A 25,837-nucleotide genomic window follows, 5' to 3' on the forward strand; every position below is an offset into this window, starting at 1 on the left:
GTTACATCTCCTCTGGGGCGCTAACCCCCATTAAATCGAGACCGTTGCGCAGCACTTGGCGGGTCGCAAGACCCAACGCCAGGCGCGTGTTGCGCAAGGTGTCGTCGTCTACCATCACTTTGACGGCGTTATAACAGGTGTGGAAATCGCCAGACAGATCGAGCAGATACTGCGCGACCTGCTGCGGCTCACGGTTCTTAGCCGCGGTTTCGACGACCTCGGGAAAGCGTGCCAAACGATTCAGAACGGCTTTCTCCTGGTCGCTATCCAATAGCGCTAAATTGGCCAGCGCTAGCGGATGATCGAATGGCTGGTCAGCATCGTGTGCTTTACGCAACATGCTGCATACCCGGGCATGGGCGTACTGAATGTAATACACCGGGTTGTCGTTAGACTGCGAGCGGGCCAGGTCGATATCAAACGTGAGCTGGGAATCAGCGCGGCGAGCCGCGAGGAAAAAGCGCGTGGCGTCGCGGCCGACTTCATCAATCAAATCGCGCACGGTGACGTAGCTGCCAGCGCGCTTGGAGAGTTTTACCTCGACGCCAGAACGGGTCACCATCACCATTTGGTGAAGCACGTAGTCGGGCCAGCCTTTGGGGATGCCTACTTCTAGCGCTTGTAAGCCAGCGCGTACGCGGGTCACGGTGGAGTGGTGGTCGGCACCCTGCTCATTAATCACAGTTTTAAAGCCGCGCTGCCACTTGTCTAAGTGGTAGGCCACATCGGGTAGGAAGTAGGTATAGCCGCCGTCACGTTTACGCATCACGCGGTCTTTGTCATCACCAAAGTCCGTGGTGCGCAGCCACATCGCGCCGTCGTCTTCATAAGTGTGGCCCGCCGCTATCAGTTTCTCAACCGTGGCGGCTACCTTGCCATCGTTATAGAGCGAAGACTCCAGAAAATAAACGTCAAACTCAACGCCGAAGGCTTTTAAATCTAAATCCTGTTCGCGGCGCAGCCAGGCCACGGCGAACGCTTGAATCGCATCTAAATCTTCTGGATCAGCTTTCGCGGTCACTTCGCGATCATCCGCGCTCACCGTTTCGCCGGCCAAATAATCCTTGGCGACATCGGCAATATATTCACCGCGATAGCCGTCTTCCGGCCAGCTGGGATCGTCTGGGCCTAAGCCTTTAGCACGTGCCTGAACAGAGCGTGCAAGGTTGGCGATTTGCGCGCCTGCGTCGTTATAGTAGAACTCGCGAGTGACGTCATAGCCGGTCGCTTCTAGCAGGCGGCATAGGCAGTCTCCAATCGCAGCGCCACGCCCATGCCCGACGTGCAGAGGCCCGGTGGGGTTGGCGGAAACAAACTCCACCTGCACTTTTTCACCTTTGCCGATCAGGCTGCGACCAAAGGTATCGCCGCAGTCGAGCACCTGAGCAACAATTTGCGCAGCCGCATCAGCTGCTGCAAAAAAGTTGATAAAACCGGGGCCGGCAATCTCGGTTTTTTGAATAGCGTCGCTTTCAGGCAGCGCCGAGACCAGTATGTTGGCCAGTTCACGTGGGTTTTTGCCGGCGGGTTTGGCGAGCATAAGCGCTAGGTTGGTGGCGTAATCGCCGTGCGCCTTATCTTTCGTGGGGTCCACTTTGATGCTGGGCTGAAGGTCGTTCGGCAACACGCCTTGGTGCTTGAGCGCGGTAACTGCGCCTTCGAGCAAAGAAACTATGGTGTCTTTCATTTCGGTATCCAGTTACGTCCATGGCGGCGTGTGCTAATGCGCACCTGATTAGATTTTTGAAATCGCTAGTTACTTGAGATCGCTAGGTACTTGAGATCGACAGGTAATTGAGATCGATAGATGCGCAGCTAAAGCGGCCATTATCAGCAATTGCGCCGCAGTTTCAAAGCCGTGTCACGGTGAAGGCCTCATTGTTAACGCTGTGAGTACTCATTACGCGAGTGTTTGAGGGTCGATATCAATCGACCAGCGGACCTTGCGCGCCTCTCTATTAGCTTCCAGCCACTGCACCAGCCAGCTGGCGGCAGGATGCAGCTGGCTGCGTTTATAGGCTGTCAGCATGACATGTAAATGATAGCGATTTTGGCGTCGCTCCATGGGGGCAGGCACGGGGCCTAAGCAGCGTGTTGCCACACTTGTTTGTTTTAACCACTCGCGCAGTGCCTGGGCCGCCTGCTGTGCCATTGCTAATGCGGCTTGTTCATTGGGGCTTTCAATACGCAGCAGTGCCATAAAACAAAACGGCGGAAGCTTCGCGATGCGCCGCTCTTCCAGCATATTGCGAGCCAGCGCCCCATAGCCGTGCTCTGAAAGCTGGCCTAAATGTGGATCGTCAGGGTGCAGCGTTTGCACCAATACACGGCCAGGATGAGCGGCACGCCCCGCACGCCCCGCGACTTGTTCAAGCAGCTGAGCGCTATGTTCGAGGGCTCGAAAATCAGCGGCGTAAAGGCCACCGTCAGCATTAACCACCACCACTAACGTGACGTGGGGCAGGTGATGCCCTTTAGCGAGCATTTGGGTGCCGACTAACACGCAGGGTTCGCCGCGCTGAATTTCTTTCAGTACCTGCTCAAAGCTATCCTTGCGCCGGGTGCTATCTCGGTCTATGCGATGAATCGTCGTTTTGGGGAGCAGCGTTTGCAGCGTTTCTTCGGTGCGCTCAGTGCCACTGCCGAGCGCGCGCAGGTCGCCGCTACTGCATTCCGGGCAGGCGTCCGGCAGCGCTCGGCGGCTATCGCAATGGTGGCAGGCGAGCAAGGCGGGCTGGCGATGTAGCGTCATACGGGCGTCACACTGACCGCACTCGGCCATCCAACCGCAGGCATGACAGGCTAGCGTGGGCGCGAAGCCGCGCCGATTAATAAAAATCAGTACCTGTTTGCCCGCACTTAATGTGCTTTTAATTGCCTTGATGGCATCGGGGAGCAGGCCGCCTTGGCGACGCTGATGGCGTAGGTCGATCAGCTCTAGCTTAGCCGGCGGATGGCGGCTCGGGCGCTGGGTTAGGCGCAAATGGCGGTAGCTGCCGGAAAGCGCTTGATGCAGGCTCTCTAGTGACGGCGTCGCGCTGCCCATCAACAGCGGGATTTTATGATAGTGGGCGCGCGCCACCGCAAGATCACGGGCGTGGTAGCGCAAGCCGTCGTGCTGTTTGTAGGAGCCGTCGTGCTCTTCATCAACAATGATTGCGCCGGGGTTAGCCAGCGGGGTGAAAATGGCTGAACGGGTGCCAATAATGATCAGCGCGCGGCCGCTGGCAGCGGCTTCCCATACGTCCAGGCGCTCAGGATCAGTGAGACCTGAATGCAATGCCACCACGGGGACGCGAAAGCGGCTCCTAAAGCGGGCAAGCGTTTGGGGCGTTAAGCCAATTTCCGGTACCAGCACTAGCGACTGCTTGCCTTTACCGGCGACGGCTTCAATAAGCTGCAGATAAACTTCCGTTTTACCGCTGCCCGTGATGCCTTCCAGCAGGCAAGGATGATAGCCGTCGAGTTTTTCATGTAGCGCCGCCAGCGCAGTGGCCTGCTCACGGTTAAGCGGTAGGCTGGGCGTTGCCAGTAGGCTGCCCGTAGGCGCGCTGGGGGCGGTGAGAATGACTTCCCGGCTGATGGCCAGCTCTTTCTTTTCTAGCGCTAACAGCTGATCGCGGCCGAAACCGTGGGCGCTGATCGCTCGGCTGGGCAAGCCGTGGGGGTGTTGACGCAGCAGGGCGTAGAGCTCTGCTTGTTTGGGCGCACGGCTGAGCGTGTCTTCTGTGCCTTCGCCTTTCGCTAGCCACAGTGTTTGCGTGCGCCCAGCCATGGTGTGGCCCTGACGTAGCCGAGCGGGCATGGCATGGTGCAGCGTGTCGCCCAGGCTGTGCTGATAGTAGCGGGCAGCAAACCGGCATAGCCATAGCCAGTCTTCCGGCAGTGGGCTTTCGTCCAACGTTTCGCTAACCGCACGCAGCTGGCTGAACGGTAAATCGCTGTGCTCAGCCAGCTCTACGATGACACCGACGACATCGCGCCGCCCAAAAGGCACCCGCACTCGAAGCCCCGGCTGCCAGCCGCAGACGGGTACAGTGCTAGCAGGCAAGTAGTCAAATAGGCGGCGCAGCGGCGAGGGCAGCGCCACTTTGAGCACTTGAACGGATATCCGTCCGGGCACTTGCAAGGGCTTTTGAGAAGGCTCTTGAGAAAGCACGTGAGACGGTGCCCGTAAAGAAACAGGATCAGGCAATTGGCCTCCGGCATTAGTTTTGCTAGAATATGCGACCGCTCTCAATCTTAACGAGTTAACTTGAAGCTTGCTTTAAGGATATATCGTACCGACAGAGCGAATAACCGGTTAGTCATTTTTCCAAACCCGTATGCGGTGCCTGGCAAAAGATCAGGTGGCGGCATATAGCTTAGTGAGGCTCGAGATGAGACAAGGTATTCACCCGAATTACAACATGGTCACCGCCAACTGTTCTTGCGGCGCTACCTTCCAGGTCGGTTCTACCTCTGGTCAGGACTTCTCTCTGGACGTGTGTTCCAACTGCCACCCGTTCTACACTGGTAAGCAGAAGCAGGCGACCACTGGTGGCCGCGTAGAGCGCTTCAACAAGCGTTTCGGCGCTGCTGTTAAGCGCGGCTAATCCATACCGGATAGCCACATCGCCAGCACGAAGGTGCTTGTGAAAAAAAACCCACGCTTAGGCGTGGGTTTTTTGTTTTGTTTTTATGGAAAGTATTTTCAAAAATGCTGCGCTACAGCATTGGAGCAACGTACTGTATGCGCATCATTTTTTGATAAGTGTCATTAAATATCGACGAAAAGCGACGAAAGTGAAGGTAAAATTCAGTTAAACGAGCGTTTTTATTTGAGTTGACGACGCGCTTGAGACGCATAGGTTTTTTCTATATTCTCAAATGACTTATCTACTTTATGTTAACTGGACGCTGACCATGACGGATTCACTTAAGCAGGCTGCTTTGGATTATCACGCTAAACCGATTCCCGGTAAGCTGTCAGTGGAGTTGACCAAACCCACCGCGACTGCGCGAGATTTGGCGCTGGCGTATAGCCCCGGCGTGGCTGAGCCAGTACTTGAAATCGCTAGAGATGCGGAAAATGCTTACCGCTATACCGGCAAGGGGAATCTGGTCGCCGTCATTACCGACGGCAGCGCTATTCTTGGTCTGGGTAATCTTGGACCGCTGGCGAGTAAGCCGGTGATGGAAGGCAAGGGCGTGCTGTTCAAGTGCTTCGCTGGGATCAACTCGGTCGACATCGAGGTTGATGCGGAAAGCCCGCAGGCGTTTATTGATACCGTTGCGCGCATTGCCGATACGTGGGGCGGTATTAACCTTGAAGATATAAAAGCGCCGGAGTGTTTTGAAATTGAGAAGGCGCTTATTGAGCGTTGCAGCATTCCTGTTTTTCACGATGACCAGCACGGTACGGCTATTGTTACCGCAGCGGGCATGCTGAACGCACTGGATATTGCCGGCAAGCGCATTGAAGATGTAAAAATTGTGTGCATGGGCGCTGGCGCTGCCGCTATTGCTTGCATGCGTTTACTCGTCTCCTGTGGCGCTAAGAAAGAAAACCTGGTGATGCTGGACCGCCGTGGCGTTATCCACACTGATCGCGAAGGCATTAACGAATATAAAGCCGAGTTTGCCCGCGATACTGAGATGCGCACTCTTGATGATGCGATCGACGGTGCTGACGTATTTATTGGTCTTTCCGGCCCAGGCCTGCTCTCTGCCGAGCAGGTCAAGAAAATGTCGCCTGATCCGGTGGTGTTTGCCTGCACCAACCCAGACCCCGAGATTCATCCTGACGTTGCCCGTGCGGCGCGCCCAGATGTGATTATGGCCACCGGCCGTTCGGATTTCCCCAATCAGGTCAATAACGTACTCGGCTTTCCGTTTATCTTTCGCGGGGCGTTGGATGTACGTGCCACCCGAATTAATGAAGAAATGAAGCTGGCTGCAGTGCATGCATTGAAGGACTTGGCTCGCGAGCCTGTGCCAGAAGAAGTGCTGAGCGCTTATGAGCTCACTGAGATGAGTTTTGGTCGCGAATACATTATCCCAACGCCTGTGGATATCCGTTTGTTGGCGCGAGTGACATCGGCGGTCGCTCAAGCCGCAGTTGATTCTGGCGTGGCGCGTAAGCCGTTTCCTGCGCATTACCCGCTAACGTCAATCAATGATGTCTATGGCGGCTAAGTCCGGCGCCCTAGCTCTTGCCTGCTCACTTACGCCCGCTTCGCAGCGGGCGTAAGTGTTTCTGAACAGCATCAATTTAGTCTTGCGAGTAGCGCGTTAAGCCTTCTTGAGCCGTGGAGGCGATTAGGCGGCCATCGCGGCTATAAATATGCCCCCGTGCCAGCGCGCGAGCCCCGTCCGCCCATGGCGAGTCGATGACGTAAAGCAGCCAGTCGTCTAAACGGGTGTCCTGGTGTAGCCATAGAGCGTGGTCAAGGCTGGCGATGCGAAGCTTGGGGTCTTTGAATTGGATATCGTGAGGCGCTAGGCTCGTAGTCAGCAGGTTAAAGTCTGAAGCATAAGACAGCAGGTGGCGATGCAGCGCCGGGTCGTCTGGCAGCGTGCCGGCTAGACGAAACCAAAGACATTGTCCTGCCGGCGTGGCGTTGTCGGGATTGCCGGGTAGGTGCAAAAATTCAATCGGATGACCAGGAAAGCGGTCGTGCTTGGCATCGCCGTTGGCAATCAGCGTTTCGGGCGACGGCACATTTGGCATGTTGCGCTGATGGCTGAAGCTAGCTTCTTCGCTTTGAAATGAGGCGCTACAGAAAAAAATCGGCCGCCCTTTCTGTATGGCGGTGACTCGCCGCGTCGTAAAGCTGCCGCCATCGCGAATAGTGTCAACCTGGTAAACAACCGGGCGATGAGGGTCGCCGGGGCGCAGGAAATAGCCGTGCTGAGAGTGCGGGCGGCGCTCGTCTGGCACCGTGCGCGCCGCTGCTGCTAGCGCTTGTCCCAATACTTGGCCGCCATACAGTTGCGGAAAGCCTAGGTCTTGGCTCTGGCCGCGAAATAGCGTTTCTTCAAGGGGCTCAAGCTCTAGTAACTCTACCAGTTTGTTCAGCGCGTCTGTCATTCTCGGTATCCTTGATGCTATTCCAATGTGGTGCTAACTGACTATGATGCTGTCGATGATGGCGAACTACCGCTGCGGTGGGTAAGTCTTTCATCCGAATATTTTGCTACCTTAGCGGAGTTTAGCTTTATGCGCAGCGATGAATTTTACATGCACCGAGCACTTGATCAGGCGCACCTAGCCGCCGCGGCGGGCGAAGTGCCGGTAGGGGCGGTGGTGGTGGATACGCAGGGCGAGATTATCGGCGTCGGCTGCAATGCGCCTATCGCTAGCTGCGATCCTAGCGGTCATGCTGAAGTTCGAGCGCTGCGCGAGGCCGCCAAGCAATTGGGTAACTATCGCCTTGAAGGGTGCACGCTGTTTGTCACCTTAGAGCCCTGCATGATGTGTGCGGGCGCCATGATTCATGCGCGCCTGAACCGCTTGGTTTATGGCGCCGCTGAGCCCCGAGCAGGCATGGTGGAGTCTAAGGCCAACCTATTGGCGCAGCCTTGGTTCAACCACTCAATTGCGGTGTCAGGCGGCGTATTAGCGCCAGCCTCGCAAAAGCTGTTGAAGCATTTTTTTGCCGCGCGAAGAAAGGGGGTCAGTGAATAGAAGGGGGGCAGCGAATGTGCGGCGATTAATCAAGCGGTGGCACGAGCTCAAACAGTAGCAGCGGGTCATCGTTCGCCACCGTTTGTTCTAGCTGAAAAAATTGCTGCCTGCTGCGCTCTACATATTGAATCATTTCGTAGTAACGCCGAATGTTGCGCACGTAGATAACCGGTTCGCCGCCGCGGGCATAGCCGTGTCGCGTTTGGCTGTGCCATTCGCGCTGCTGTAAAAGCGGCAGCGCGGCGCGTACATCGTCCCAGCGATCAGGATTGCCACCGCGTATTTCGACAATTTTTCGAGCGTCATACAAATGGCCCAGGCCCACATTATAGGCGGCCATGGCCATAAATAGGCGGTCATCGCCGGTGATGCTTTCCGGCAGGCGGTCTTTAATGCTGCGCAGGTAGCGAGCGCCGCCATCAATACTTTGTGCCGGGTCGGTGCGATCACTTACGCCCATCTCGCTGGCGGTAGGGTTGGTGAGCATCATTAAGCCTTTTACGCCCGTCGGCGAGACGGCTTCGCGGTCCCAGTGAGATTCCTGATAGCCAACGGCGGCCAGCAGCTTCCAGTCAAATTCCGTCTCCTGAGCAGCCTGCTGAAAGAGTGCGGTGTACTGTGGTAGACGAGAATCTAAATGGTCGAGAAACGTGCGCGTACCGACATACTCTAAATAGTCGTCATGACCAAAGTAGCGGCTGATCAGCCTATCTAACGTGCCATCTTCTTGCAGGCCCTGGAGGAAGCTATTAGCGGCTTCAAGTAGGCCTAGCCCGCGCCCGCTCGGCACGGCCCATGCCATAGAAAGCGGGTCGCCCAGCGTAAAGCCGCGTTCAACATTGGGGAAAAACAGCCGGTTTAAACGAAACTGGTGCTCAAAAATCACCGCGGCATCCAGCGTGCCGTTCTCTACGCGTGCCAGCAGTTCCGCGACCTCTAGCTCATGGGACTCTTTCCAGCTCAGCGTCGGGTAGCGGCGCTGCAGATCGCGTAGCGCATCGCTAGTGCCCGCTTCACTGAGCGTGCCTAGCTCCAAGCCAACTAAGTCGCCGGGTTCTCTAATGCCATTAAGGCCGCGTCGATAAACCACCAACGGCTGCATTTGAATAATCGGGCGGGTGTAGTGAATGCCCGGTGTGTTGGGAAATAGCGGCAGTGCCGCTGCGCCTAAATCGCCGTTTTCACGCACGGCGGGTAGCACACTTTCCGGATGGTGGCTTGCATTCAGGTTAAGGCTTACCCCTAGGTAGTCGGCGAAACGGTGCATCAGCTCATACTCAAAGCCGGTCGGCCCTTGGCGGCCTTCGTAGTACGTCGTAGGGGTATTACGGGTATGGGCGGTAATAAATTCTTTGGCAGTGATTTGCGTCAAATGCTCGCCAGGGGGAACTCTGGGCAGGGTGGGAACCATGACCAAAAATATAATGGCGATTAACGCAAAATAAGCGCTGGCACGGGTTACGAAATGTCGGCAAATCAACGTCAGCATGGCGTCTTGTCGGCATGGAACAGGCGGCCACGATACCCAGCCAGGCTCAAGCTGTCACCTTGTGGATTTCGTGTGGCGGCTGGTTTCCAGTATCATAGGCGTTTTCCGGTGACACAGTTTGGGTTTTTCGATGCCATTATCTAGGTTTCTCGATGCCACAACTGCGACTTTCCGGCACCAAATTAGTACGGTCGCCATGGCGGCCCGGTGATTTCCCTGCTCGAATTTCCCTGCTCTAGAGGCTTCAGGATATGCTCGAACTGCGAGGCGCGCCCGCCCTTTCTGCCTTCCGTCATGCTCGGCTGTTAACGGTGCTGCGTGAACGTGTTCCCGAGGTGGAAGCGCTGTCTGCCCACTATGTTCATTTTATCAACGTTCATTCGAATGACCGTCATGACGAACTGGATGACGCCACTCTTGAGCGCTTAACGCAGCTGCTGGACTATGGCACTCACTCAAGCGTAGAAGTTCCCGAACCTGCCCAGCGCTTTTTAGTGGTGCCGCGGTTGGGCACCCAGTCGCCCTGGTCCTCGAAAGCGACCGATATTGCTCACAACTGTGGGCTGCGCCAAATCAACCGCATCGAGCGCGGCATTGATTATCGCGTAAGCTTCACCGCTTCACCGGACCGGGACAGCATGGCCGCCATTGCGGCACTTTTGCATGACCGCATGACGGAAACCGTGCTGGACGATGCTGCTGCGGCGACCCAGCTCTTTGCCCAGCATGACCCGGCGCCGCTGGGTAGTGTGGATATTTTAGACGGCGGCCGCGAAGCGCTGGCGACGGCCAACCAAGCGTTAGGGCTGGCGCTGGCTGACGATGAAATCGATTACCTGGTGGATGCTTTCAATGAGCTGGGGCGTAATCCCAGCGACGTTGAGCTTATGATGTTTGCGCAAGCTAACTCAGAGCACTGCCGTCACAAAATTTTTAATGCAGACTGGGTCATCGACGGCGAGCCGCAGAGCCACTCGCTGTTCAAAATGATTAAGAACACGTTTGCGTCATCGCCAGACAACGTCCTTTCAGCGTATAGCGACAACGCCGCCGTTATTAAAGGCAGTCAAGCGGGGCGGTTCTTTGCAACGCCGCTAACGGGCGCTGACCAAGAGCGTGCGCTGTACGCCACTCATCAGGAACCGATTCATATCCTGATGAAAGTGGAAACGCACAATCACCCAACGGCAATTGCGCCTTTTCCCGGTGCGGCAACGGGCTCGGGCGGTGAGATCCGTGACGAAGGCGCCACCGGTATCGGCGGGAAACCTAAAGCCGGTCTGTCGGGCTTTACCGTTTCCAACCTGCGGATTCCAGAGTTCGTGCAGCCCTGGGAGGCGTTTGATTACGGCAAGCCCGAACGGATGCAGTCGGCGCTGAATATCATGCTAGAAGGCCCCATTGGCGGGGCGGCGTTTAACAATGAGTTTGGTCGGCCAAACTTGACCGGTTATTTCCGTACTTACGAGCAAGAGTCGCTGAACGACGGCGGCATTGAGCGGCGCGGCTTCCATAAGCCGATTATGCTGGCCGGTGGCTACGGCAACATTCGCGCGCATCACGTGCAGAAAGGCGATATTCCCATTGGCGGTAAGCTGATTGTCATGGGCGGCCCTGCGATGCTGATTGGCTTGGGCGGGGGCGCTGCGTCTAGCATGGCCTCAGGCGTTTCCAGCGCCGACCTGGACTTTGCTTCTGTGCAGCGCGAAAACCCTGAGATTGAACGACGTGCACAGGAAGTTATCGACCGCTGCTGGGCGCTAGGCGACCACAACCCGATTCGCTTTATTCATGACGTTGGCGCCGGTGGGCTTTCTAATGCACTGCCTGAACTGGTAAAAGACGGCAATCGAGGTGGTCGTTTTGATTTACGTGCGGTGCCCAATGCCGAACCGGGTATGAGCCCGCTGGAAATTTGGTGTAATGAAGCGCAGGAGCGCTACGTGCTCGCGGTTGCGCCAGAGGACCTGGACACCTTTGATGCGCTCTGCCAGCGCGAACGCTGCCCTTATGCGGTTGTTGGTGAGGCATTAGAAGCGCATCATCTTGAAGTGCGCGATGGCCACTTCGACAGCAAACCGGTTGATTTGCCGATGAGCGTGCTGTTCGGTAAAGCGCCTAAAATGCAGCGCGAATTTGAGCGCCATGACCCCGTACTCTCGGGCATGATGCTTGATAATCTTGACCTGCGTGAGGCGTTAGACCGCGTGCTGCGCCTGCCCACGGTGGCCTCGAAAAACTTCCTGATTACCATTGGCGATCGCTCAATTACCGGCCAAGTGGCGCGTGATCAAATGGTCGGCCCATGGCAGGTGCCGGTGGCCGATGTGGCTGTCACCACTGCAAGCTTTGATAGCCATGTGGGTGAAGCGATGGCGATGGGTGAGCGCCCGCCGGTGGCGCTGATCAATCCCGCTGCCAGCGCCCGCTTAGCCGTTGCTGAAGCAATTACGAACCTTGCGGCCGCGCCGATTGCTAAGCTCAGCGATATCAAGCTGTCTGCTAACTGGATGAGCGCGGCGGACCATCCTGGTGAAAATCAGGCGCTGTTTGATGCCGTTTACGCGGTCGGCATGGAAATGTGCCCGGCGCTGGGCATTGCCATTCCGGTGGGCAAAGACTCTATGTCCATGCGCACTTCCTGGCAGCATGAGAATGAGCAGGGCGAAGCAGAAGATCGCAGCGTAACCTCGCCGCTTGCGCTGGTTGTGACGGGCTTTGCACCGGTAACGGACGCGCTGGCGACGCTAACGCCGCAGATTAATTTAGATCAAGACGAGTCTGATTTGATTTTGATTGACCTGGGCAACGGCCAAAATCGTTTGGGTGGCTCTGCCTTGGCGCAGGTTTACGGCCAGGTGGGCAACGACTGCCCCGATGTCGACGACCCGGAAGATATTAAGGCCTTCTTCGAGGTTATTCAGGGGCTCAACCGTGACGGTAAGCTCTTGGCTTACCACGACCGCAGCGACGGTGGCTTGATCGTTACGCTGTTAGAAATGGCGTTTGCGGCGCATGCCGGCCTTGAAATCAAGCTTGACTGGATGATCGATGAGCCGGTAGAAGCGCTGAACGCACTGTTCTCTGAAGAGCTGGGGGCAGTCATCCAGGTCAATCGTCAGCATACGGAAGAAGTGCTGGCGCAGTTTGCCGTTGCCGGTATCGAAACGTGCGGCGTCATTGCGCGCCCTCGTTACGATGATCAGGTACGCGTGACGTTGTTTGAAGAGCCGCTGCTGGAAACCACTCGCCAGCTTACCCAGCGCACCTGGGCGGAAACGAGCTATCGTATGCAGGCGCTGCGGGATAATCCTGAGTGCGCCAAAAATGAATTCGATAACCTGCTCGATAGCCGTGATCCGGGGCTTTCTGCTACGCCTACCTTTGATATCAATGATGACATTAGCGCGCCGTTTGTAAATACCGCCAAACCCGCCATGGCCGTGCTGCGTGAGCAGGGCGTTAATGGTCAGGTCGAGATGGCTTGGGCCTTTGATAAAGCAGGGTTCGATGCGGTGGATGTGCACATGAGCGATATCCTTGAAGGGCGGGTCTCGCTTGATGAGTTCAAAGGGCTTGTCGCCTGTGGCGGCTTCTCTTATGGCGATGTTCTCGGCGCTGGGGGCGGCTGGGCAAAATCAGTGCTGTTTAACGAGCGTGCCCGTGAGCAGTTTGCGGCGTTCTTTGCTCGTGACGATAGCTTCTCGCTTGGCGTGTGCAACGGCTGCCAGATGCTGTCGCAGCTGAAAGCGTTAATTCCGGGTGCCGAAAATTGGCCAACCTTTGTGCGCAATGAGTCTGAGCAGTTTGAAGCGCGTGTCTCGATGGTGCGGGTTGAGAAAAGCCCTTCGATTCTGCTGGCCGGTATGGAGGGCTCGAAGCTTCCAATCGCCGTGGCCCATGGGGAAGGGCGTGCGGAGTTCCGTGACAGCGCGCACCTTCGCAGCATGCAGTCGAGCAGCCAAATCGCGCTGCGCTATATCGACAATTACGGCCAGTCGACGACGCGTTATCCGGCTAACCCTAACGGCTCGCCATCGGGGATTACCGGCCTGACCACGCCTGATGGTCGGGTGACTATTATGATGCCGCACCCTGAGCGCGTTGCTCGTGCGGTCACCAACTCTTGGCGCCCGACTGAATGGGTAGACGATGGCGCATGGCTGCGCTTGTTCCGCAATGCACGGGTTTGGCTTGGCTAACGTTTAAGTAGCCTACCCGATAGCATCAAACATAACGGCGGCCTTGAGCCGCCGTTATGCGTTAAACGTAACGTTAATTAACAAGCTGTTTGAAAAAGATGTTTTAAAAAGCTGTTCAGCAATAGTCGTTCAAGAAATAGTTAATTGCAGCAACGTGCTAAGAGCGCTGCTCGTTAGCGGCTATCGGCGCTTCATCGGCTGTCGCCGGTGGCAGGCCAAGCTTGGCCTCAAGCGTTTCAAGCTCGCTACGATAGCGCTCTACCATGTATTCATAGCGGCCAAAATCATGCCCACAATCCATGCAGTAGACGTGGGTTTGGTCACGTCGTGTTGCTGGCAGGCGTTTAAGTCGGCTATTACATTCTGGGCATTCCGGGCTGAAATGGTTGGCGGTCATGGAGAAATCTCTTCTTTTCAGGGGCTCGCTTAGTGGCGGGCAAAGCCCAGCATGAATTAAACATCGTCAATGATAAGATGGGACGAAAGTAGGAATAGTTCACTAGCGGACTAATTAATTTGTCGAACCCTGATTCTTCAACAACGCCCCAGCTGCGTCCTTATCAAAGAGAGGCCGTTAGGCGTGTGGTTGTGCACTTTCGCAGCTCAAGCGATCCTGCCTTATTAGTGCTGCCTACCGGCAGCGGCAAATCGCTGGTGATTGCTGAGCTTGCTCGCTTGGCGCGAGGGCGGGTGCTAGTGCTTGCGCATGTTCGTGAACTGGTCGAGCAGAACCATGCCAAGTACCAAGCCTATGGCTTAAAAGCGGCTATTTTTAGCGCCGGATTAAAACGCAAAGAGGCTGATCGGCAGGTGGTGTTTGGATCGGTACAGTCGGTGGTGCGCAACTTGGAGCGCTTTAGCGACGCTAATTTTACGCTGCTGGTCATTGACGAAAGCCATCGCGTATCGCTCAACGAGGATGCAAGCTACCGTCAGGTAATTGAACATCTGCGTCAGCACAACGCCGAGCTTAAAATCCTTGGTCTAACCGCCACGCCGTATCGGTTGGGGCAGGGGTTTATCTATTATCGTCATCATCACGGCATGGTGCGCGGCAGTGAGGACAGTTTTTTTCGCGACTGCGTCTTTGAGCAGCCGCTTCGTCTGATGGTAAAACAAGGCTATCTTGCTGCGCCTAAGCGCCTGGATATGGCGGTGGAAGGGTACGATTTTTCAGCCCTCAGCCCGTCAGCAAGCGGGATTTTTCCTGAAGAAGCCCTCAATAGGGTCGTTGCCGGCAGCCGTGCCACGCCCGGTATTATTAACGAAGTGATTCAACGCGCCCATGACCGCCAAGGGGTGATGATATTTGCAGCGACAGTGGCGCACGCTGAAGAAATTATGGGCTATTTGCCTCGCTTAGAGGCTGCGCTGATCACTGGTTCCACGCATTCTCAAGACCGGGCTGCGCGAATCAATGCGTTCAAAGCGCGTGAGCTAAAATACCTGGTTAACGTGGCCGTTCTCACCACGGGTTTCGATGCGCCTCATGTCGATCTGATCGCCATTTTGCGGCCGACCGAATCGGTTAGCCTCTATCAGCAGATGGTGGGCAGGGGGTTGCGTTTGTCGCCGGACAAAGTAGATTGCCTGATTCTGGATTACGCTGGCAACCCCTGGGATGTTTTCGCTCCTGAGGTGGGGGAGGCGAAACCAGATAGTGACAGCGAGCCTGTTCAAGTAGAGTGCCCGGCCTGTGGTCATGCCAATCTATATTGGGGTAAGCGTGATGGCAAGGTGGTTATTGAGCACTTTGGCCGCCGCTGCCAAGGGCTTATTGATAATCCTGAGGGGGGGCGCCACCAGTGCGAATTTCGTTTTCGTTTTAAGGTCTGTGATGAGTGCGGTGCTGAAAATGACATCGCTGCCCGTCGCTGCCACGGCTGTGAAAGACTCTTGGTGGATGCCGATGATAAACTCAAAGATGCTCTAAAGCTGAAAGATGCCATGGTGCTGCGGGTGAGCGGCATGCAGTTGGAGTCGACGGCTAACGGCCGTGGCTTGCCGCGCTTAAAAGTTACCTATCACGATGAGGATGGCGCCCATTTGGCCGAATGGTTTGCGTTGGAAACGGCTGCGCAACGACGTGCTTTTTATGCCGCATTTTTGCGCTACCACCTGCGTGCGCCGGGCAATCAATGGCAGCCTGTGAGTGCTGATGAGGTCGTCACTGAGAAGCACCGCTTACGCCATCCTGATTTTGTCGTCGGGCGCAAAGTTGGTCGCCATTTCCAGGTGCGCGAGAAGCTGTTTGACTATGCCGGTCGTTATCGCAAAGCGAGCGATGCGGACTAATACGCTTGCCTTTACCTCTAATAGAGCGACGCGAATGCTGCCAACTTTGCTAAACTGTGCATTGATACTAATACCCCTTTTTCAAGAGACCCGACCCGCGTGAGCGAGACGCCAAGTGCACCTGACGATCTAAACAAGCTTGATGCACCGCCTATTGAGCCAGCGGAGCCCTCGCTTGGGCGCCTGTTTGATGAGCAGATCACCCAGCTGCCAGAAGATCTGTATATTCCTCCTGAAGCGTTACGGGTCTTTTTAGAGACCTTTGAAGGCCCACTAGATTTACTGCTCTATCTCATTCGGCGTCAGAACCTCGATATTCTGACCATCAATGTGGCGACCATCACCCACCAGTACATTGAGTACGTTGAGCTGATGAAGGCCATGGAGATTGAGCTGGCCGGTGAGTATCTATTGATGGCCGCCATGCTGGCTGAGATTAAATCGCGTACGCTTCTGCCGCGCCCGCCCAAGGCTGAAGGTGACGACGAAGAAGATCCGCGCGCGGAACTCATCCGTCGCCTGCAGGAGTATGAGCGCCTCAAAGAGGCAGCAGAAACGCTAGATACGTTGCCGCGTATGGGCCGCGATTGGTTCAGCGTGCAGGCTGGACTCCCGCCGCTTGAAGCCCGCGTGATTCATCCTGAGGTCGAGTTGGACGAGTTGCTAAGTGCTCTGTCCGATATCCTTAAGCGTGCCGAGCTAGTTCAGGCTCATCAGATTAGCCGTGAGGTATTGTCTACTCGCGAGCGAATGCTGAAGATTATGGCGCAGCTAAGCCAAGATGCCGCCAGCCAGCGCTATACCCCTTTTGAAGCGCTATTTGCCCTGGAAGAAGGGCGCCCCGGCGTGGTGGTGACCTTTATGGCGATTTTGGAGCTAGCCAAAGAAGCCATGATTGAAATTGTTCAGAATGCGCCACTTTCGCCGATTCATGTGCGTGCTCGGCTTGCCGCCCTGGCTGATGGCGAGGAGAGTGCCTTTGAAGAGGGCGATATAGCGATAGAAGACAGCGTCTATTCAGAGTCTGCCTTTGAATCTGACGAGGAGCCACCATGAATAACGCGCCCACCGGGCTAGACGAGATAGTAGAAGCGGCGCTTTTAGCCGCTGGCGAGCCGTTACCGCTAGAACGTTTACAAACACTTTTTGTTAGCGGCGAATGCCCATCTCCGCGCGAGTTTCGTCAAGTGCTCGAACGGCTTCAACAGCGCCATTCGCAAGGTGCACTGGAGTTGTTAGAAACGGTTTCGGGTTATCAGCTGCGTATTCGTCCACGCCTGTCGCAGTGGGTGTCGCGACTTTGGGATGAGCGCCCTCAGCGTTATTCACGTGCCTTGCTGGAAACGCTGGCGTTGATTGCTTATCGTCAGCCGGTCACCCGAGGCGATATTGAAGAGATCCGCGGGGTCAGCGTGAGCAGCTCTATCATGCGGACCTTGATGGAGCGGGGTTGGATTCGAGTGGTTGGCCACAGAGACGTGCCAGGGCGACCGGCTGTTTACGCCACCACACGCAGCTTTTTAGATGATTTTGGTTTGAAAACACTCGATGCCTTGCCACCGATGCACACTCTGGCTAATTGGGATGATAGCGAGCTGCCTGAAAAGTCTTCTGACGTCGCTCCTGCAGGGCTAGACGAAACGCTTAAAACGGTGCAGGATGCGCCACCCAAAGTGGATGAGATAGCCACTGCTGAGATCACCAAGGCTGAAATAGCCGATACGCACGCCGAGACGGCGTTAACCCAGCCGCTGAGCTTTGCCGATCTTGAAGCCCGGCTAGCGGCACGTGCGCAACGCGTTAACGACGATGATAGCGCGCGCACGCAGACTAACGATGTGAGGTCAGATGACCATGAGTCAGAATGATACGACGACGCCCCCAGCTGGCGAAAAGCTGCAAAAAGTTTTAGCCCGCGCAGGCCTTGGCTCGCGGCGTGAAATGGAAACGGCGATTTCCGATGGCCGCGTTAAAGTGAATGGCAAGGTGGCTAAGCTGGGTGATCGCGTTGAAGCGCGAAATAGTGTCAGTTTTGACGATCGACCGGTAACGCTGCGCTCGGAAGAGGAAGTGCCGCGTCGAGTGATCATGTATAACAAGCCGGAAGGTGAGCTGTGCACTCGCAAAGACCCTGAGGGTCGACGTACCGTATTTGACCGCTTGCCGCGCTTAAAAGGCGAGCGTTGGGTAGCGGTTGGTCGCTTGGATATCAACACCAGCGGTTTACTGCTCTTTACGACGGATGGCGAACTAGCCAACCGGCTGATGCATCCCTCCACCCAGGTAGAGCGCGAATATGCGGTCCGCGTGATGGGTGAGGTGAAGCGCGAGCATATCTTGGCGATGGCCGATGGTGTCATGTTGGAAGATGGTCCCGCTCGCTTTACCGATATACAAGAGTTTGGCGGTGAGGGGATCAATACTTGGTTCCACGTCGTCATTCTTGAGGGGCGTAACCGCGAAGTGCGTCGTTTGTGGGAGTCCCAGGCGCTGACGGTTAGCCGTCTGAAGCGTGTGCGCTATGGCAACATTTTTATTGATAAGCGCGCCAAAGCCGGCGAATGGATTGAGCTTACTCAGGGTGAGGTAGATGACTTATCCACCTTAGCCGGTTTGGAAACCCGTAAAGTACCCGTGTTAACGCCGGACGAGAAGAATCGCTGGAATCGCGATAAGCATAAGCGCAAACCAGTACAAACAATGCGTAAGCCTAAGAGCCGCTGAGCAAGAAAAAGAGCGTATACGATGCGTGCCCAAAGCGTAAATACTGCACGTGTAGGCAGAAAGTGACCGCCTACCAAAGTGCTATGTAATGCGTGTAAGGGCTTCATTTATGTAGCGCAAAGGTAAAAAGCGCTTGCTATCGAAAGGTTGCTTGCGTAGTATATGCATCCGTTCAGGCGGGTCGTTAGCTCAGTTGGTAGAGCAGTTGACTTTTAATCAATTGGTCGTAGGTTCGAATCCTACACGACCCACCAAATTCAACGCCCCTGGCAGCTACCTGTCAGGGGCGTTTTGCTATGTCAGCAGAAAACCTTGATGAAGGGCTGTTGTTTGCAGCTTGCAATATTTTTCTCCCAAAATGACCTAAGATAGCTTTTTAAAAACGGATTAATTTTTTCCAAAGCTCTATTCGTCACAGCGGTAGACACAATGACTATGATGACTTTGCAGGCCGAGCGTGAAGCGCCTTTGCCCCTTGCTTATTGTCCGACCCGTATTCCCGAGGAAGATCAGACTCGGGTTGAGGATATTAAGCGACTACTGAAAACCCATAATGCCGTTTTGGTCGCTCACTATTACACCGATGATGCGATACAGCAGCTTGCAGAAGAGACCGGCGGCTGTGTCGCTGATTCATTAGAGATGGCCCGCTTTGGTGCCCGCCACCCCGCAACAACGCTTGTTGTCGCCGGTGTCCGCTTTATGGGTGAAACCGCCAAAATACTTTCGCCTGAAAAGCGCGTTTTAATGCCGACCTTAGAGGCGACCTGTTCACTGGATATTGGTTGCCCGGCTGATGAGTTCAGAGCTTTCTGTGATACACATCCTGATCGTACTGTAGTGGTCTATGCCAATACGTCGGCTGCGGTTAAGGCGCGAGCAGACTGGGTGGTGACTTCTTCGATTGCGGTAGAGGTCATTGAGCATCTGCAGGCTCGGGGCGAGAAGATCCTGTGGGCGCCCGATAAACACCTGGGCGGCTATATTCAAAACAAGACCGGCGCGGATATGCTGATGTGGGACGGTGCTTGCATCGTTCATGAAGAGTTTAAGGCCAAAGGCATTGAGGATCTTAAACGCATATATCCGGATGCAGCGGTGCTGGTGCATCCCGAGTCCCCAGAGCCGGTGGTGAGGCTTGCCGACGTAGCAGGCTCCACGTCTCAGCTAATCAAGGCGGCCAGAGAGCTGCCTAACGAGAGGTTGATCGTGGCAACCGACAGAGGCATTTTTTTCAAGATGCAGCAGGCGGTGCCGCATAAAATGCTGTTTGAGGCGCCGACGGCCGGTAATGGCGCGACCTGTCGCAGCTGTGCGCACTGCCCTTGGATGGCGATGAATGCTTTAGAGAATTTGTCGGATGCGTTGCGAGAAGGCGCCGGAGAGATTCAAGTGGATGAGCCGCTGCGGCTAAAAGCGTTAAAGCCTCTTGAGCGAATGCTGAACTTCAATGCTTAGTTTGAGTGTCTTAGCTTGAATGTCTTAGCTTGAGCGCCCGTGCTGGTAGCAGCGCGGGCGCTTTTCGTTCACATCGAGACGCTTTAATTAAAATCCTCAAGTGCCTCGCGATATTCAATGAAGTCTTCACGGCGCTGCTCAATGCGCGCCAGTGCTCGCTCATCGTACTCACGCTCAGCGGCATCTTTGGCGATGGAAAGCTGTCGAATGCCGCGGTCTACACTGCCGGTCAGCTGGAGATACTCTGCGCGGGCTAAATGCCCCCAGCTGTTGTGTCCGCTTCGGCCCGCAGCTTCGGCGAGCAGGTTAAAACCCTGTGGGTCTTCGGGGTTCTGAGCCGTAATGTCGTTAAGTAATTGATAGGCCGCCTGAGGGTCACGTTGCAGCTGTGCTTCAGCCAATATCAGCTGAGCCGGGAGGTAGCTGGGCATAAAGCGCAGCAATCGCTGACTACGCTGAATGGCATCATCGTAGCGGCCAGCTTCTAGCGCGACGGTCGCGGCAGAGGCGGGCAGCATGGCAAAATCGGGGTGCTCGCTAGCAAGCTTATCCAGCTGCGCTAGAGCGTTGTCGTTCTGGCCGTTACGTGCGGCGATCAGCGCGGCTAAGTAGTCCTGAGCAGCTTGTTCGCCGCCTTCCTGGGCAAGGCGTGTGGCTGCACGCTGAGGCGTGTTGGCATAGATGCTCAGCAGCGCACGGGCGCGTATCATGTCGTAGAGCGTATTGCTTGTGTAAGCGTCGGCAATATTCAGCTGAGCTGCACGGGCTTGGGCGGCGCTTAATCGGCTGTCTGAGACGGGGTGAGTCAGTAAAAATTCGGGCGGCGTGTCACCCTGCAGGCGAGACATGCGCTGCATGGCTCTAAACATGCGCACCATGGCTTCTGGGTCGTAGCCGGCGCTAGCCATCGCCTGTAAGCCGATGTTGTCGGCTTCTTGTTCAAACAAGCGCGAGTAGCTTAGCTGATCTTGAATGAGCGCCGCTTGAGAGCCCATGGCGGCGGCCATACCAACATCGCCGCCGCCACTCGCGGCGATGAGCATGCCCGCCAGCATGGCGGCCATGGCAGGCAGTTGAGTCTGCGACGCGCGAGCGCTGCCCCGAGCATAGTGGCGTTGCGAAAGGTGGCCCAGTTCATGGGCTAGCACCGAGGCAAAGGCGCCCTCATCCTCCGCGAATGCGAAGAGTCCCGAATTAATGCCCACCACGCCGCCGGGTACGGCAAAGGCATTAAGAGAGCCGTTATCAACCATGACAGTGATCGTGCGCAGCCCGTTAATTTGGCTATGCGGGGCTAGGCGGGCAATGAGGCTTTGTAAATAATCATTGGTAATAGGGTCTTGCCACTGGGGGGCTTGGGCACGAAACTGGCGCAGCCAGGCGCGTCCCAGGCGATACTCTTCATTGCTCACCGATGTAGACGCTGCGCCTAGGCTTGGCAGGCCGTAGTCGTTGATAGCTGCGCTTTGAGGGCTAAACAGTAAGCTGCCGCAGGCGCAAGCGAACGCACATATCCAACCTGGGTAAGCGGTACGAAGGGGCGGCATGGCATCCTCATCGGTAGTGGTTAAGCGCAGTGGTGTGATTAGAGCTATGACATTGATAAAGGCGGGGGAGTGCCGTTAAATCGATAGCCTATGAGATCAGCCGCTAAATAAACAGTTTATGCAGCAGTCTACACAACAGTCTATGCAACAATGCTGTGAATATGCAGGTTCTTTTAAAGGAGGGGCTATGTCTAAGCAAGAACGGCCTGAATCAACGGGGGGCTTTGAGCCCGACATGGTGCTAGACGCTAGTGGTCTACACTGCCCGCTGCCTTTACTAAAGGCCAAGCAGGCTTTGGCCGGCCTGTCAGCAGGTAAGCTGCTTGAGGTGCGTTCAACCGACGCCGGCTCGTGGCGCGATATGGCATCATTCACCGAGCAGAGCGCGCACACGCTGGAAGGGCGAGAGCAGCGTGACGATGTTTATGTTTACTGGATACGTAAAGCGGGAGACGCGCACCGATGACTCTGCGCACGATTCTAAAAAGCTGGGTTGAGCGCTACTTCTCAGATGAGGAGGCGCTCATTCTACTGGTGGTTTTAGTCGCAGGCTTTGCTGCGATTATCTGGTTTGGACGCATGCTGGCGCCGTTTTTTACGGCTTTAGTCGTCGCATTTTTACTGCAAGGTGTGGTGAGTGCGCTTACTCGCCGAGGCGTCCCGCACCTGCTCGCGGTAATAATGATTTTTTTAGCGTTTATCAGCGTATTGCTGACGCTGGCGTTTATTTTGATGCCGCTGATCTGGAATCAGCTGGTGGGACTGGTGCAAGAGACGCCGCGAATGTTCGCGAGTGGCCAGGGCTGGCTGGATGAGCTACAGGCGCGCTACCCGAATATTATCACGCCGGATCTTATGCAGAACTGGATAGGCGTGGCAAGTCGTGAGATTAGCCAACTGGGCCAGCGTGCCTTAACGCTATCGTTGGCTTCGCTGGGTAATATTATGTCGCTGATTATTTACCTAGTGCTGGTGCCGATTTTGGTTTTCTTTATGCTGAAAGACAGCAAAGTATTGGTAGGCTTTATGCTTTCGCTACTGCCGCAGAAGCGCACGCTGCTGTCGCGTATATGGCGTGAGATGGATAATCAAATTGCCAACTACATTCGCGGCAAGTTTATCGAAATTATTATTGTCGGTACGGTGACGTTCTTTGTCTTCACACTCCTTGGAGTGCCGTATACGGCGCTGCTCGCTGTGCTGGTCGGGTTTTCAGTGCTGGTGCCTTATATAGGCGCGGCTGTGGCTACGTTACCCGTTGCGGCGGTCGCGGGGTTTAACTTCGGCTTTAGTGAGGAGTTCATGTATGTGATGTTGGCTTATGGCGTTATTCAAGCGCTGGATGGCAATGTGCTAGCACCGATTCTATTCTCTGAAACGAATAATATTCACCCCGTTTCGATCATCGTAGCGGTGCTGTTTTTTGGCGGCATTTGGGGCTTCTGGGGCGTTTTCTTTGCGATCCCCCTGGCGACACTGCTTAAAGCGCTGGTCTACGCCTGGCCGCGCAGCATACAAGGGCGTGATCAGTCTATTGTTTTGCAAGATCGTAGGCCGCAGGACGATAGGCCTGAAGCCCCGGCCCAATAGGATAAGTAGCACTGCCTGTTACGCCCGCGCGGTGGTTCAAGTAATCAACGCGCGGGGGCAAGCAGATTTTACGAATTAGTGGGCCGCGTTGAGCGCTTCGGCCGCGGCCAGCACCTCGTCGACGTGACCCGTTACTTTAACACCGCGCCACTCGTTGGCGAGCTTGCCGTCTTTGTCGATTAAGAAGGTGCTGCGTTCAATACCTAGATGCTCTTTGCCGTACATTTTCTTTAGCTTGATAACGTCAAAAAGCGTACAAACGATTTCATCTTGGTCAGAGATAAGGTCAAAATTAAAATCCTGCTTAGCTTTGAAGTTTTCCTGAGCACGCAGACTATCGCGAGAAACCCCGAGAATAACCGTGTTGGCAGCATCGAACGCCGGTTTTCGGTCACGGAAGTCTCCGCCCTCTGTGGTGCAGCCGGGCGTACTGGCTTTCGGGTAGAAGTAAACGATGACGTTTTTGCCGCGCAGTGCCGACAGCGTCACGGCAGTGTCACCGGTAGCGGTGGCGGCGAAATCTGCAACGGGTTGGCCGACTTCAATAGGCATAATGCGTCCTTTTTCAGTATGGGTGTTAAGATCGATTATTGAGTGTGATTACACGTAAGCCAAGGGGCGTTGTCAAAGCTCAAACTAGGTGAGCGGAAAAATCACGCAGTTTTGCGCTGTACAGGCTTGAGTCGCCTGAGTACCATTTGCATCTCTGTGCGATGCGGTTGCCTGATACAGAGGCTCTGCATAGCGCTTGTTGTCGAAAAAACATTTGTTGTCGAAAAAAATATAGTTCGGTACATATGTCGACAGGTGATAACACAATTCTTGGCTGGTGAGGAATAAACGGATGATCACAGGCAGCATCGTCGCCCTGGCGACGCCAATGAAAGTCAATGGCGACATCGACTGGGAGGCGCTTCGTCGTCTGGTGAATTTCCATCTCGAGAATGGCACTGATGCCATTGTTGCTGCTGGCACGACAGGCGAACCGACGACCATGTCGTTTGCGGAGCACTTTGACGTGATTCGCACCGTCGTGGAAGAAGTGAATGGCCGTATTCCTGTGATTGCAGGAACTGGGGCCAACGCAACGTCTGAGGCCGTTGAGCTGGCGCGCTACGCCGGTGAAGTCGGGGCCGACTACTGCTTATCTGTCTGTCCTTACTACAATAAGCCTACCCAAGAAGGCCTTTATCAGCATTTTAAAGCGGTCGCCGAGGGCAGCAAACTGCCGGTGATCCTATATAACGTGCCGAGCCGCACCTGCTCCGATCTTTACAATGAAACGGTCTTACGCTTGGCCGAAGTGGATAATATTATTGGTTTAAAGGACGCCACGGGGAACCTCGAGCGTGCGGAAGATCTAATCACTCGTCTCAAGGGTACTGGCTTTATGCTCTACTCCGGTGACGATGCGACCGCCTGTGACTTTATGCTGATGGGTGGGCATGGCGATATTTCTGTGACGGCCAACGTTGCGCCCCAAGCCATGCATGATCTTTGCGCGGCAGCTGTCGCTGGTGATGCCGATAAAGCGCATCAAATTAATACGCTGCTGATGCCGCTGCATACCAATTTAGGGATAGAGTCCAATCCTATTCCGGTGAAATGGGCATTGAATCGCATGGGCTATGCCGATGCGGGCATTCGGTTGCCGATGACTTGGTTGTCAGAAAAATATCACGCCACGGTTAGTGAAGCGCTTCAGCTCGCGGGTGTGGTGGAGGAGTAATCTGACGCGATACCTTTTTATCCAGCGCGCTCATGCTGCGCTGGATACCTGATTTGTTGACTTAAGGTGGCTTGATGAGCTCTGTGCTTGAAAAACGTGCGCTTAAATGGATACCGCTGGCTCTTGCAACGGCCGTTACACTAACAGGCTGCGCGCGGGATGGTTTTTACGATGACCGCAACCTGGACTATACCGATGCCACTTCGGCACCGCCGTTGGTATTGCCAGAGACCCGTAATACCCAGCGCTACCGCGATGCACTGCCGGTGCCTCAAGCCGCTTCCCAAGGTACACGGCTTGATGAAGCCGCCGATATTCGTCCCCCGCAGTCCTTGGCGATTGGCAGTGGGCTAGAGCCTGAGTATGTTGAGCGCCGCGAAGTGGGTGATCAGGTCTGGCTAGTGGTCGCGGCTGATACAGGTACCGTGTGGCCGCAGCTCGAAGAGTTTGTGCGTAGCCGCCAACTGGCCGTGCAGGACAGCAGTGCCTCGCAGGGTATTATTGTTACCTCCCAAGCGGACATACGGTTACAAAGCGCACTGCGCGCCGGTAGCAGTGAGGTGCGCTGTGAGCGTGGCGGGCAAACCATGACGAGCTGCTTGGATGCATTGGAAAGCCATTTAAGTTCGCGCAGCGCATCTGCAAGCGTGTCTTCTTCGTGGACGGCTCAGCGTCTTACCGATGAGCAAACGTTACAAATCCGCCAGCAGGGCGACGAGTGGGAAGTCGTTATTCCACAGTCGATAGACCGCGTTTGGGCTGAGTTAAATCATTATCTCGAGTTGGATTTTGCCCAGGAAGGCCAGCGTGATTTGCTCGCCGCTGACCCCGATGGGCACGCATTCCTGGTCGAATATATGACCAAAACCGAGAGTGATCGTAACCCGTTACAAATTGTCTTCAGCCGCGATGTTCGCAAGACACCTCAAGAAATTCGCCTGGCGCTGCAATCTAATGGCGACCAGACCGTTCTGCGAGCTGTCAACGCCAGCGAACGTGCATTCAGTGCCGATGATCAGCGCGAGCTGCTTGAGCGTGTTTCCGGCTATTTACGTTAATTTGACTACCCTTGACCCCTTTCGGAGCCCCCATGGAAAAGCGCCAAGAACTCTACGCCGGTAAGGCGAAATCTGT

20 protein-coding genes and 1 tRNA gene are annotated in these 25,837 nt (G+C 55.4%); 14 read left to right on the plus strand and 7 right to left on the minus strand.

Features of this window, described 5'->3' with window-relative positions:
• Window position 1 precedes the first annotated feature (1 nt).
• Window positions 2-1,687: an arginine--tRNA ligase gene (gene argS / locus ACTH5D_RS05815; protein WP_096278190.1), complete on the minus strand. Its 1,686-nt coding sequence runs from the start codon at window positions 1,685-1,687 to the stop codon at window positions 2-4.
• Between the two features lie 213 nt (window positions 1,688-1,900).
• Window positions 1,901-4,123 (minus strand): primosomal protein N', encoded by a 2,223-nt coding sequence (locus ACTH5D_RS05820; RefSeq protein ID WP_096282285.1) that lies wholly within the window; start codon window positions 4,121-4,123, stop codon window positions 1,901-1,903.
• 256 nt (window positions 4,124-4,379) lie between these two features.
• On the opposite strand from ACTH5D_RS05820, the gene rpmE reads away from it, so the two are divergent.
• Together rpmE and ACTH5D_RS05830 are read left to right on the plus strand one after the other, a co-directional pair.
• On the plus strand, window positions 4,380-4,595 hold the full coding sequence (gene rpmE, locus ACTH5D_RS05825) for a 50S ribosomal protein L31 (RefSeq protein ID WP_096282286.1): 216 nt from the start codon (window positions 4,380-4,382) through the stop codon (window positions 4,593-4,595).
• A 310-nt stretch (window positions 4,596-4,905) separates the two neighbouring features.
• Window positions 4,906-6,177: a malic enzyme-like NAD(P)-binding protein gene (locus ACTH5D_RS05830; RefSeq protein ID WP_096282287.1), complete on the plus strand. Its 1,272-nt coding sequence runs from the start codon at window positions 4,906-4,908 to the stop codon at window positions 6,175-6,177.
• A 76-nt stretch (window positions 6,178-6,253) separates the two neighbouring features.
• Here ACTH5D_RS05830 and ACTH5D_RS05835 read toward each other — a convergent pair whose 3' ends face one another.
• Window positions 6,254-7,072 (minus strand): acyl-CoA thioesterase, encoded by an 819-nt coding sequence (locus tag ACTH5D_RS05835; RefSeq protein WP_096278192.1) that lies wholly within the window; start codon window positions 7,070-7,072, stop codon window positions 6,254-6,256.
• A gap of 129 nt (window positions 7,073-7,201) precedes the next feature.
• Here ACTH5D_RS05835 and tadA point away from each other — a divergent pair, with 129 nt between their 5' ends.
• On the plus strand, window positions 7,202-7,669 hold the full coding sequence (gene tadA, locus ACTH5D_RS05840) for a tRNA adenosine(34) deaminase TadA (protein WP_096282288.1): 468 nt from the start codon (window positions 7,202-7,204) through the stop codon (window positions 7,667-7,669).
• Window positions 7,670-7,694: 25 nt separating this feature from the next.
• On the opposite strand, the gene mltF is transcribed toward tadA, so the two are convergent.
• Window positions 7,695-9,158, minus strand: coding sequence for a membrane-bound lytic murein transglycosylase MltF (gene mltF, locus ACTH5D_RS05845; RefSeq protein WP_096278194.1), 1,464 nt, complete (start codon window positions 9,156-9,158; stop codon window positions 7,695-7,697).
• A gap of 251 nt (window positions 9,159-9,409) precedes the next feature.
• On the opposite strand from mltF, the gene purL reads away from it, so the two are divergent.
• The gene (purL, locus tag ACTH5D_RS05850) at window positions 9,410-13,360 is read left to right on the plus strand and encodes a phosphoribosylformylglycinamidine synthase (RefSeq protein ID WP_096278196.1); all 3,951 of its coding nucleotides are present in this window, start codon (window positions 9,410-9,412) and stop codon (window positions 13,358-13,360) included.
• A 157-nt stretch (window positions 13,361-13,517) separates the two neighbouring features.
• On the opposite strand, the gene ACTH5D_RS05855 is transcribed toward purL, so the two are convergent.
• Complete coding sequence (locus ACTH5D_RS05855; RefSeq protein WP_096278198.1) at window positions 13,518-13,757, minus strand: hypothetical protein; 240 nt, start codon at window positions 13,755-13,757, stop codon at window positions 13,518-13,520.
• 152 nt (window positions 13,758-13,909) lie between these two features.
• On the opposite strand from ACTH5D_RS05855, the gene ACTH5D_RS05860 reads away from it, so the two are divergent.
• The 6 genes from ACTH5D_RS05860 (at window position 13,910) to nadA (ending at window position 19,837) form a co-directional block, all read left to right on the plus strand.
• Window positions 13,910-15,655 carry a DEAD/DEAH box helicase gene (locus tag ACTH5D_RS05860; protein ID WP_226938622.1) on the plus strand — a complete coding sequence of 582 codons (1,746 nt, stop codon included), beginning with the start codon at window positions 13,910-13,912 and terminating at the stop codon, window positions 15,653-15,655.
• Between the two features lie 99 nt (window positions 15,656-15,754).
• Window positions 15,755-16,711, plus strand: coding sequence for a segregation and condensation protein A (locus tag ACTH5D_RS05865; RefSeq protein WP_096278203.1), 957 nt, complete (start codon window positions 15,755-15,757; stop codon window positions 16,709-16,711).
• Window positions 16,708-17,523 (plus strand): SMC-Scp complex subunit ScpB, encoded by an 816-nt coding sequence (scpB, locus tag ACTH5D_RS05870; protein ID WP_096278205.1) that lies wholly within the window; start codon window positions 16,708-16,710, stop codon window positions 17,521-17,523. Before ACTH5D_RS05865 ends, scpB begins: the two co-directional genes overlap by 4 nt.
• Window positions 17,510-18,379, plus strand: coding sequence for a 23S rRNA pseudouridine(2605) synthase RluB (gene rluB, locus ACTH5D_RS05875; protein WP_096282289.1), 870 nt, complete (start codon window positions 17,510-17,512; stop codon window positions 18,377-18,379). Before scpB ends, rluB begins: the two co-directional genes overlap by 14 nt.
• Before the next feature lie 178 nt (window positions 18,380-18,557).
• Window positions 18,558-18,633: transfer RNA gene (locus ACTH5D_RS05880), tRNA-Lys, on the plus strand.
• Window positions 18,634-18,808: 175 nt separating this feature from the next.
• Entirely contained in the window at window positions 18,809-19,837 is a 1,029-nt protein-coding gene (gene nadA, locus ACTH5D_RS05885) for a quinolinate synthase NadA (protein ID WP_096278207.1), read from the plus strand.
• Between the two features lie 83 nt (window positions 19,838-19,920).
• Here the strand turns inward: nadA and ACTH5D_RS05890 are convergent, their stop codons facing one another.
• The gene (locus tag ACTH5D_RS05890) at window positions 19,921-21,384 is read right to left on the minus strand and encodes a M48 family metalloprotease (protein WP_096278209.1); all 1,464 of its coding nucleotides are present in this window, start codon (window positions 21,382-21,384) and stop codon (window positions 19,921-19,923) included.
• Window positions 21,385-21,571: 187 nt separating this feature from the next.
• On the opposite strand from ACTH5D_RS05890, the gene ACTH5D_RS05895 reads away from it, so the two are divergent.
• Together ACTH5D_RS05895 and ACTH5D_RS05900 are read left to right on the plus strand one after the other, a co-directional pair.
• Window positions 21,572-21,850, plus strand: a complete 279-nt coding sequence (locus ACTH5D_RS05895) for a sulfurtransferase TusA family protein (protein ID WP_096278211.1) — start codon at window positions 21,572-21,574, stop codon at window positions 21,848-21,850.
• Complete coding sequence (locus tag ACTH5D_RS05900) at window positions 21,847-22,974, plus strand: AI-2E family transporter (RefSeq protein ID WP_096278213.1); 1,128 nt, start codon at window positions 21,847-21,849, stop codon at window positions 22,972-22,974. Before ACTH5D_RS05895 ends, ACTH5D_RS05900 begins: the two co-directional genes overlap by 4 nt.
• Before the next feature lie 75 nt (window positions 22,975-23,049).
• On the opposite strand, the gene ACTH5D_RS05905 is transcribed toward ACTH5D_RS05900, so the two are convergent.
• Window positions 23,050-23,526, minus strand: a complete 477-nt coding sequence (locus ACTH5D_RS05905; RefSeq protein WP_096278215.1) for a peroxiredoxin — start codon at window positions 23,524-23,526, stop codon at window positions 23,050-23,052.
• A gap of 292 nt (window positions 23,527-23,818) precedes the next feature.
• Here ACTH5D_RS05905 and dapA point away from each other — a divergent pair, with 292 nt between their 5' ends.
• Both dapA and bamC read left to right on the plus strand, forming a co-directional pair.
• Window positions 23,819-24,703, plus strand: coding sequence for a 4-hydroxy-tetrahydrodipicolinate synthase (gene dapA, locus ACTH5D_RS05910; RefSeq protein WP_096278217.1), 885 nt, complete (start codon window positions 23,819-23,821; stop codon window positions 24,701-24,703).
• Window positions 24,704-24,777: 74 nt separating this feature from the next.
• Window positions 24,778-25,761 (plus strand): outer membrane protein assembly factor BamC, encoded by a 984-nt coding sequence (gene bamC / locus ACTH5D_RS05915; RefSeq protein ID WP_096278219.1) that lies wholly within the window; start codon window positions 24,778-24,780, stop codon window positions 25,759-25,761.
• Window positions 25,762-25,837: the final 76 nt, after the last annotated feature.

The sequence above is a fragment of the Halomonas sp. genome, from assembly GCF_052095695.1.
Classification (GTDB): Bacteria; Pseudomonadota; Gammaproteobacteria; order Pseudomonadales; family Halomonadaceae; genus Vreelandella.

What these genes read in the sequence shown, in the direction of transcription:
- argS (WP_096278190.1), bottom strand. Translation starts at nt 1,687, where the DNA reads ATGAAAGACACCATAGTTTCTTTGCTCGAAGGCGCAGTTACCGCGCTC.
- rpmE (WP_096282286.1), top strand. Translation starts at nt 4,380, where the DNA reads ATGAGACAAGGTATTCACCCGAATTACAACATGGTCACCGCCAACTGT.
- ACTH5D_RS05830 (WP_096282287.1), top strand. Translation starts at nt 4,906, where the DNA reads ATGACGGATTCACTTAAGCAGGCTGCTTTGGATTATCACGCTAAACCG.
- ACTH5D_RS05835 (WP_096278192.1), bottom strand. Translation starts at nt 7,072, where the DNA reads ATGACAGACGCGCTGAACAAACTGGTAGAGTTACTAGAGCTTGAGCCC.
- tadA (WP_096282288.1), top strand. Translation starts at nt 7,202, where the DNA reads ATGCGCAGCGATGAATTTTACATGCACCGAGCACTTGATCAGGCGCAC.
- mltF (WP_096278194.1), bottom strand. Translation starts at nt 9,158, where the DNA reads ATGCTGACGTTGATTTGCCGACATTTCGTAACCCGTGCCAGCGCTTAT.
- purL (WP_096278196.1), top strand. Translation starts at nt 9,410, where the DNA reads ATGCTCGAACTGCGAGGCGCGCCCGCCCTTTCTGCCTTCCGTCATGCT.
- ACTH5D_RS05855 (WP_096278198.1), bottom strand. Translation starts at nt 13,757, where the DNA reads ATGACCGCCAACCATTTCAGCCCGGAATGCCCAGAATGTAATAGCCGA.
- scpB (WP_096278205.1), top strand. Translation starts at nt 16,708, where the DNA reads ATGAATAACGCGCCCACCGGGCTAGACGAGATAGTAGAAGCGGCGCTT.
- rluB (WP_096282289.1), top strand. Translation starts at nt 17,510, where the DNA reads ATGAGTCAGAATGATACGACGACGCCCCCAGCTGGCGAAAAGCTGCAA.
- nadA (WP_096278207.1), top strand. Translation starts at nt 18,809, where the DNA reads ATGACTATGATGACTTTGCAGGCCGAGCGTGAAGCGCCTTTGCCCCTT.
- ACTH5D_RS05890 (WP_096278209.1), bottom strand. Translation starts at nt 21,384, where the DNA reads ATGCCGCCCCTTCGTACCGCTTACCCAGGTTGGATATGTGCGTTCGCT.
- ACTH5D_RS05895 (WP_096278211.1), top strand. Translation starts at nt 21,572, where the DNA reads ATGTCTAAGCAAGAACGGCCTGAATCAACGGGGGGCTTTGAGCCCGAC.
- ACTH5D_RS05900 (WP_096278213.1), top strand. Translation starts at nt 21,847, where the DNA reads ATGACTCTGCGCACGATTCTAAAAAGCTGGGTTGAGCGCTACTTCTCA.
- ACTH5D_RS05905 (WP_096278215.1), bottom strand. Translation starts at nt 23,526, where the DNA reads ATGCCTATTGAAGTCGGCCAACCCGTTGCAGATTTCGCCGCCACCGCT.
- dapA (WP_096278217.1), top strand. Translation starts at nt 23,819, where the DNA reads ATGATCACAGGCAGCATCGTCGCCCTGGCGACGCCAATGAAAGTCAAT.
- bamC (WP_096278219.1), top strand. Translation starts at nt 24,778, where the DNA reads ATGAGCTCTGTGCTTGAAAAACGTGCGCTTAAATGGATACCGCTGGCT.